Source organism: Monashia sp. HAY1-5C (genome assembly GCF_056755255.1).
In genome coordinates this window covers 20551-28661 of sequence record NZ_JBPGXG010000047.1, presented here as the reverse complement: position 1 = coordinate 28661, position 8111 = coordinate 20551, and the positions used below count along the sequence as shown (strand labels likewise).

Genomic DNA, 8111 nt, shown 5'->3' with positions numbered 1-8111 from the left:
CCCCGAGGGCATCGACCTCGACCAGCTCGACCTCACCGCCGCTCCCGAGGTCCACCCGGAGCAGCGCGAGGGGGTCAACGTGGAGTTCGTCAGGGCGGTCGGTCCGGGCCACATCGCGATGCGGGTCCACGAGCGCGGGGTCGGCGAGACCCGCTCGTGCGGAACCGGCGCGGCCGCGGCGGCCCTCGCCACGCGCTTCTGGTCCGGGGTCGAGGACGACTCCCCGTGGACCGTCGACGTGCCCGGCGGTCGCCTCACCGTGACGCCGCTGCCGGGCAGTCGGGTCGAGCTCGCGGGACCCGCTCAGCTCGTCGCCGACGGTGAGTTCCCGTTGTGACGCCCTGCGGGCGGTCCTGAGCTGCGACGCACCTCGAGGACGCGGAACGACTTGGCCGACGACAGGCGGCCGCACGTCAGGCCCCAGTCCTGGGCGTTGAGCCACTTCTGCAGCGAGTCCGAGCCGAGGTGCTTCTGGACGACGAGGTGGGCCGCGCCGTCGTCGGTGAGCCGAGGCAGCCAGCGCTCGAGGAGGTCGTGCAGCGCCGCCTTGCCGACGTGGATCGGGGGGTTGGACCAGATCGTGTCGAAGCGCAGGTCGGCCGGGACCTCGTGGGGCTCGCAGAAGGTGACGTTCGCGACGCCGACGGTCGCCGCGTTGCGGCGTGCGAGGTCGAGCGAGCGGCGGTTGACGTCGACCCCCCACACGGTCGCGCCGGGGGAGCGCAGCGCGAGGGTCAGGCCGATGGGCCCCCAGCCGCAGCCGAGGTCGAGGAGCGCACCCGCCGGGCTCGGATCCGGAGCCGCGGCGAGGAGGACCGCGGTGCCCGGGTCGAGACGCTCGGGGGAGTAGACGCCCCGCGCGGTGGTCAGGCGGTACGGCCTGCCCTCCAACGTCACCGCGATGGTGCGCAGGTCCTCGGGGGAGGCCGGCTCGGCGCTGAAGTAGTGGTCGGTCCGCTCGCTCATCACGGCCACCGTAGCGGCAGGGTCCCGGGGCGACACCGGCCGGACCGGTGGCGCCCCGCGCGAGGGGGTATGGGCCGGGTGAGCGCCGGGTGAGGTGGTGCGGGCACAAACGAGTCGCTCGTGGCGTTAATGGGATGGGACCATAGGGAGAACATGACGACGAACCACACGAACCAGCACAGTCGCGGCACCAACCTGTTCGCGACCCGCGCCGAGGCACTGGCCGCCGACCTCGACGAGCGCACCGAGGCGGACCTTCCGCTCTACGACGGTGACCAGCTCGACCGCGAGGAGCGTGCGGCCCTTCGCCGAGTCCAGGGGTTGTCGACCGAGCTCGAGGACGTCACCGAGGTCGAGTACCGGCAGCTTCGTCTCGAGCGCGTCGTGCTCGCCGGTGTCTGGACCGACGGCACGAGCGAGGACGCCGAGAACTCCATCCGCGAGCTCGCCGCGCTGGCCGAGACCGCCGGCTCGACCGTTCTCGCCGGCGTCCTCCAGCGGCGCCAGCGGCCGGACCCCGCCACGTACCTCGGTAAGGGCAAGGCGATCGAGCTGCGCGACATCGTCGTGGCCGAGGGCGCCGACACCGTCATCTGCGACGGCGAGCTGGCCCCGGGTCAGCGTCGTGCCCTCGAGGATGTCGTCAAGGTCAAGGTCATCGACCGCACCGCCCTGATCCTCGACATCTTCGCCCAGCACGCCAAGAGCCGGGAGGGCCGCGCCCAGGTCGAGCTGGCGCAGCTGCAGTACCTCCTGCCGCGCCTGCGCGGCTGGGGCGAGTCGATGTCCCGCCAGGCCGGTGGCCGCGTCGCCGGCGGTGAGGGCATCGGGTCGCGCGGACCCGGTGAGACGAAGATCGAGCTCGACCGCCGCCGGATCAACACCAAGATCGCCAAGCTGCGGCGCGACATCAAGGGCATGAAGACCAGCCGCGACACCCGGCGCCACTCCCGACGCGTGGGGGGCGTGCCCTCGGTCGCGATCGCCGGCTACACCAACGCCGGCAAGAGCTCGCTGCTCAACCGGCTGACCGGCGCCGGCGTGCTGGTCGAGAACCAGCTCTTCGCCACCCTCGACCCGACCGTCCGGCGCGCCGAGACCGAGGACGGCCGCGTCTACACGCTCGCCGACACCGTCGGCTTCGTCCGCAGCCTGCCCCACCAGCTCGTCGAGGCGTTCCGGTCGACGCTCGAGGAGGTGGCCGACGCCGACCTGCTGCTGCACGTCGTGGACGGCTCGCACCCGGACCCGGAGGGCCAGATCAGCGCCGTGCGCGGGGTGCTCGCCGACGTCGGCGGTGACCAGGTCAAGGAGGTCATCGTCGTCAACAAGGCCGACATCGCCGACCCGGAGGTGCTCGACCGGCTGCGCCGCCACGAGAGGCACTGCATCACCGTGTCGGCCCGAACCGGCGCCGGCCTGGCCGAGCTGCGCGACCTCATCGCCGACGAGCTGCCCAGGCCGGACATCGAGGTCGAGGTGCTGGTGCCCTACGAGCGCGGTGACCTCGTCTCCCGCATCCACGAGGGCGCCGAGGTCCTCGCCAGCGAGCACGTCGCGGACGGCACGCGCGTGCGGGCCAAGGTGACGCCCGACCTCGAGGCCGAGCTGTCCGACTACGTCGTCGTCGCGAGCTGACCGACGCCGACGGGAGGACGCGGCGTCGGTGCTGTCGTTGCTGTCGGAGCTGTCGGTGAGGATGGTGGCATGGCCCTCGAGATCCCTTGCCCGTACTGCGGCGCCCAGATGTATGCCGAGCAGGCGCACAACCGCTGCCCCAGGTGCCTGTACATCGAGCCGTGCTGCGACGGCGCGCCACAGGCTGTCTGCGAGACACGGGCGCCCGAACGTCCGGCTCCGTCGCGGTGACGGTGGATGCTCGTGGCACCTGCGTGCCGGCGCTGGTGCAGCCGCCGGCGCCGGGACGTCCGGGTGACCCCTGGATCGTGACGCGGCGTCTCGTCCTGCGCCGCCCGGACGAGGCCGACCTCGAGGACTACGTGCGACTGCACAGCGACCCGCGAACGTACGCGCACGCGCCGCACACCAGGCCGAGCCCGGAACGCTGCCGCGAGAGGCTCGAGGACGACCTCGACTCCTGGGAGGCCGACGGCGTCGGGTACGCGGCCGTCGTCGAGCGGTCCTCGGGTGAGGTCGTCGGCTGGGCCGGACTGCGGGTCAAGGACTCCGACGAGACCGAGCTCAACCTCTACTACCGGCTCGCGTACTCCCGGCTCGGTCAGGGACTGGGCCGCGAGGTGTCGCGCGGCATCGTCGCCTGGGGCCTGGAGCACCGCGACGAACGCGTCACCGCCATGGTCGACCGGGTCAACGGCGCCTCCGCCGCGACGGCCACGGCGGCCGGCCTCGTGCAGAAGGGCACGCGCCTCAACCGCGACGACCCGCCTGGCTCGGAGCCGATGCTGTACTTCGAGGCCCCGGTCGTGGCGGTCGTCGACCCGGCCCGCATCGACGCCGAGCTCAGGGACGCCGTCATCGACCTGTGGGTGCACGTCAACGACGCCGGCGGCTCGGTCGGCTTCCTGCCCGGGGCCCCCCGCGAGGCCGTCGCCGCCGCTCTCGACCGGCACCTGGCGGACGTCGGTGCCCAGACGGCACTGCTGTGCACCCTGCATGACCCCGACGGCACGCTGCGGGGGCTCGGTTTCTGGGAGCACTCGCGCGGCTTCCCGTACGAGCACCTCGCCGGCCTCAAGCGGCTCATGGTGGACCCGGCGGCCCAGGGTCGCAACCTCGGGCGCATCCTCCTCGGCGGGATGGTCGGCATCGCCCGGCGGTCGCTGCCCGCGGTCGAGCTGCTCAGGCTCGACTACCGCGACGGGCTCGGCCTCGGCGAGTTCTACGCCTCTGCGGGCTGGACGGAGGTCGGGCGTGTGCCGCGCGGGCTCAAGCTGTCCGACACCGACTACCGCGACGACGTCACGATGGCCCGACGCGTCGACGCTGCGCCGCTCACCTGAGGTGGTTCGGTCGCACCGCGGTGGAGTGTTCCCTCACGAAAGGCCGACGATGCTGCCGTCCTCGTCCAGGTCGATGCGCTCGGCGTTGGGCGAGCTCGGCAGCCCCGGCATGGTGCGCATGTCGCCGCAGACTGCGTACACGTAGCCGGCGCCGACGGCGGCCCGCACCTCGCGGACCGGCATCCGCCACCCCGTCGGCGCCCCGAGCAGCGTCGGGTCCGACGACAGCGACAGGTGCGTCTTGGCGATGACGACGGGCAGCTCGCCGAAGCCGAGACGCTCGTAGTCGCGCAGGGCCCGGGCAGCCCCTGGGGACAGGTCGATGCCGTCGGCACCGTAGACCTCGCGGGCCACGGTCTCGATCTTGGCCGCGAGCGGCATCTCCAGCGGGTAGAGGACGCGGAACTCGGCCGGCTCGGCGGCCGCCTCGAGCACGCGGCGGGCGAGGTCCTCCGCCCCCGACCCGCCCTCGGCCACATGACGCGTCACGGCGCAGCGGACGCCGAGCTCGTCGCAGAACCGGCGCACGACATCGTGCTCGGAGCCGTGGTCCGTGGGGAAGGCGTTGACGGCCACGACCGGCGTCACCCCGAAGCGTCGGACGATGTCGAGGTGGGCGCGGAGGTTGGGCAGACCTGCCTCGACGGCCGTCGGGTCCTCGTCGAGCAGGTCCTCGGGCAGGGGCCGCCCGGCGCGGATGCGCCACCGACCTGAGTGCGCCTTGAGGGCCCGCACCGTCGCGACGACGACGGCGGCGTCGGGGGACAGCCCGGCCACCCGGCACTTGACGTCGAAGAAGCGCTCGGCGCCCATGTCCGCGCCGAATCCGGCCTCGGTGACGACGACGTCGGCGCCGCGCATGGCCACGAGGTCCGCGAGCACCGACGAGGTGCCGGTCGCGATGTTGCCGAACGGGCCGCAGTGCACGAGCGCGGGCCCGCCCTCGAGCGTCTGCACGAGGTTGGGCTGCACGGCGTCGCGCAGGATCACCGCCATGGCGCCCGCCGCGCCGAGGTCCTCGGCCGTGACACCCTTGCCCTCGACGGTGTAGCCGACGACGATGCGCCCGAGACGCTCGCGCAGGTCCTGCAGCGATGTCGCGAGGCTGAGCAGCACCATGACCTCGCTCGCGGCCGTGATGTCGAAGCCCGTCTCCCGCGGGACGCCGTCCTCGCGGGCGCCGAGGCCGACGACGACGAGGACCCGCCGCCAGGTGATGCGGCGCGGGTCGATCCCGAGCGGGTTGCCGTGGTGCAGGTGGTTGTCGACCATCGCGGCGAGGAGGTTGTGCGCCGCCGTCACGGCGTGGAAGTCGCCGGTGAGGTGCAGGTTGAGCCGGTCCATCGGCACGACCTGGCTGTACCCGCCGCCGGCGGCGCCGCCCTTGATGCCGAACGTCGGCCCCATCGAGGGCTGGCGCAGCGTCACGACGGCGCGCGATCCGAGGCGCTCGAGGGCCTGGGCGAGGCCGACCGACGTCGTGGTCTTGCCCTCGCCGAGCGGTGTCGGGGTCATTGCCGTGACGACGACAAAGGTCGCCCGACGCCCGGGGACGGGGGTGTCGAGGACGGCGAGGTCGACCTTGGCGACGTCGCGGCCGTACGGCACGACGTGGTGCTCGGCGATGCCGAGGTCGGCCGCCACCTCGAGCATCGGCCGCAGGGTCGCTGCGCGCGCGATGGCGAGGTCGGTGGGCTGGCTCGTGGTCATGTCTCGATCAAACTCCGCTGTGACGCGTCCGGCGACGAAGTGCCGTGAACCTCACGCTGTCCGTCGCGACTCCTCAGTGGGACCGGCAGGCTGGGGACGGGGGCGGCAGCGTGTCGGTGGCGCCCCATAGGGTGGGTCGGTGGCCCCTCGACCTTCGATCGACGACCTCCTCCACGCCGCGCTGTCGAGGGTCGGTGGTGTCGAGCGGCCCGGCCAGCTGGCCATGGCACGGGCCGTCGGCGACGCCGTGGACAAGGGTGAGCACCTGCTCGTGCAGGCCGGCACCGGCACCGGCAAGTCGCTCGCCTACCTCGTGCCTGCGGTGGCCCACGCGTTCCGGTCCGGCAAACCTGCCGTCGTCGCCACCGCGACCCTCGCCCTGCAGGCCCAGATCGTCGACCGCGACATGCCGCGCGTCGCCGAGGCGCTCGCCCCGGTCCTCGGTCGCCGCCCGACGTACGCGCTCGTCAAGGGCCGCCGCAACTACGTCTGCCTCAACAAGCTCGAGGGCGGCTTCCCCGACGACGAGGACGGGCTGCTGTCGGTGTCGCAGGTCGACGCCGGCGTCGGTCGGCTCGGCGCCGAGGTGGTTCGCCTGCGGGACTGGGCCGGTCACACCGAGTCCGGTGACCGCGACGAGCTCGTCCCCGGTGTCTCGGAGCGGGCCTGGCGCCAGGTGTCGGTGTCGGCCCACGAGTGCCTCGGCGGCAAGTGCCCCTTCGTCACCGAGTGCTTCGTCGAACGCGCCCGCGAGGCCGCCAAGGACGTCGACGTCGTCGTGACCAACCACTCGTTCATGGCCATCGACTCCTTCGAAGGCCGCCAGATGCTGCCCGAGCACGACGTCCTCGTGGTCGACGAGGCGCATGAGCTCGTCGACCGCGTCACGGCCACCATCACCGACGAGCTGACCGGCTCGATGGTGGCCACGGCCGCCAAGCGAGCCGGTCGGATGTCCGACAACACCGACGCCCTGACCGAGGCCGGCGAGCTGCTCGCCGCGTCGCTCGAGCGCGTCGAGGAGGGCCGGATGCTCGGGATCCCCGACGCCGTCGGCCTCGCCCTGGCCCGGGTCCGCGACGCCGCGCGCCAGGTGCAGAGCGACCTCAAGCCACCCCCCGGCACCGAGGTCGACGGTGCGCGCCAGGTGGCGCGCGCCGCCGTCGACGAGGTCCACGAGAACGCCGAGCGGATCCTCGAGGAGCGCGAGCTCGACGTCGTCTGGCTCTCCCACGACCAGCGCCGGGGCCCGGTGCTGCGCGTCGCGCCGATGAGCGTCGCGATGCTGGTGCGCGACAAGGTGTTCGACGCGCGCACGGTGGTCCTCACGTCCGCCACGCTCGAGCTCGGCGGCAGCTTCGACGCGGTCGCCGGCACCATCGGCCTGCGCGGTGACGGCGCCCCCGCCTGGCGGGGCCTCGACGTCGGCAGCCCCTTCGACTACCCCAAGCAGGCGATCGCCTACGTCGCCACGCACCTGCCGCCGCCCGGCCGCGACGGCACCAGCGATGCCGCCCTGGACGAGATCGAGGAGCTGGTCCGCGCCGCAGGTGGTCGCACGCTGGGCCTCTTCTCGTCGACGCGCGCGGCACAGAACGCCGCCGAGGTCATGCGCGCCCGTCTCGGCGACGACTACCCGGTCCTGTGCCAGGGCGAGGACCAGATCACGACGCTCGTGCGGCAGTTCGCGCGCAGCCCCCGCACCTGCCTCTTCGGGACGCTGACCCTGTGGCAGGGCGTCGACGTGCCCGGCTCCTCGTGCCAGCTCGTCATCATCGACCGCATCCCGTTCCCGCGGCCGGACGACCCCCTCGCCTCGGCGCGGTCGCAGGCGATCGCCCGGATGGGCGGCAACGGCTTCATGGCCGTCTCGGCGACGCACGCCGCGCTCCGCCTGGCCCAGGGCGCCGGACGCCTCGTCCGCCGCTCCGACGACCGCGGCGTCGTCGCGTTCCTCGACTCGCGGATGATGACGGCCCGGTACGCCGGGTTCCTCCAGCGCTCCCTGCCGCCGTTCTACCCGACGACGGACAAGCAGATGGTCCTCGCCGCGCTCGGCCGACTCGACCAGACCGCGCCCGAACCGCTCCCCGTCGAGGAGCCGGCGCTGCGATCGCTGACCGGCACGCGCTCGGAGGAGGACGGCAGCGAGCACCCGCGCCCGGTCGCGCCCCCGCCGCCCTCCGCGCCCGGCAGCCGGAGCGCCGTGACGTCCGGCCATGCGTGGAGCGACGAGCAGGACGCCGAGCTGCGCGACGCCGCCGAGTCCGGGATGCTCCTCGACGAGCTCGTCGAGCACTTCGAGCTGCCCGGTGAGACCATCGCGGCGCGTGCCGAGCAGCTCGGTCTCAGCCTCGCGACCGGCCAGCTGTTCGACTGACGGGGCACCGAGGCGTCGGCCGATGCGTGCAGGACGACGACCACGAAGGCGGGACGTGGACGGCGACCGGCACG

At 73.3% G+C, this 8111-nt stretch carries 6 protein-coding genes; 4 read left to right on the top strand and 2 right to left on the bottom strand.

Annotated features, from left to right (window positions below; all coding sequences use genetic code 11):
• Window positions 1-337 (top strand): diaminopimelate epimerase (locus ACR9ZK_RS09475; protein ID WP_481341647.1); only part of this gene is annotated, 337 nt, incomplete at its 5' end.
• On the opposite strand, the gene ACR9ZK_RS09470 is transcribed toward ACR9ZK_RS09475, so the two are convergent.
• Window positions 304-966 (bottom strand): class I SAM-dependent methyltransferase, encoded by a 663-nt coding sequence (locus ACR9ZK_RS09470; protein WP_481341646.1) that lies wholly within the window; start codon window positions 964-966, stop codon window positions 304-306. The two genes, ACR9ZK_RS09475 and ACR9ZK_RS09470, sit on opposite strands and share 34 nt — an antisense overlap.
• Window positions 967-1119: 153 nt before the next feature.
• Here ACR9ZK_RS09470 and hflX point away from each other — a divergent pair, with 153 nt between their 5' ends.
• Window positions 1120-2604, top strand: a complete 1485-nt coding sequence (gene hflX / locus ACR9ZK_RS09465) for a GTPase HflX (RefSeq protein ID WP_481341645.1) — start codon at window positions 1120-1122, stop codon at window positions 2602-2604.
• A 308-nt stretch (window positions 2605-2912) separates the two neighbouring features.
• Window positions 2913-3947 carry a GNAT family N-acetyltransferase gene (locus ACR9ZK_RS09460; RefSeq protein WP_481341644.1) on the top strand — a complete coding sequence of 345 codons (1035 nt, stop codon included), beginning with the start codon at window positions 2913-2915 and terminating at the stop codon, window positions 3945-3947.
• Window positions 3948-3980: 33 nt separating this feature from the next.
• Here the strand turns inward: ACR9ZK_RS09460 and ACR9ZK_RS09455 are convergent, their stop codons facing one another.
• Window positions 3981-5657 carry a formate--tetrahydrofolate ligase gene (locus ACR9ZK_RS09455; RefSeq protein ID WP_481341643.1) on the bottom strand — a complete coding sequence of 559 codons (1677 nt, stop codon included), beginning with the start codon at window positions 5655-5657 and terminating at the stop codon, window positions 3981-3983.
• Between the two features lie 139 nt (window positions 5658-5796).
• Here ACR9ZK_RS09455 and ACR9ZK_RS09450 point away from each other — a divergent pair, with 139 nt between their 5' ends.
• Window positions 5797-8037 carry an ATP-dependent DNA helicase gene (locus ACR9ZK_RS09450; protein WP_481341642.1) on the top strand — a complete coding sequence of 747 codons (2241 nt, stop codon included), beginning with the start codon at window positions 5797-5799 and terminating at the stop codon, window positions 8035-8037.
• Window positions 8038-8111: the final 74 nt, after the last annotated feature.

What these genes read in the sequence shown, in the direction of transcription:
- ACR9ZK_RS09470 (WP_481341646.1), bottom strand. Translation starts at nt 966, where the DNA reads ATGAGCGAGCGGACCGACCACTACTTCAGCGCCGAGCCGGCCTCCCCC.
- hflX (WP_481341645.1), top strand. Translation starts at nt 1,120, where the DNA reads ATGACGACGAACCACACGAACCAGCACAGTCGCGGCACCAACCTGTTC.
- ACR9ZK_RS09455 (WP_481341643.1), bottom strand. Translation starts at nt 5,657, where the DNA reads ATGACCACGAGCCAGCCCACCGACCTCGCCATCGCGCGCGCAGCGACC.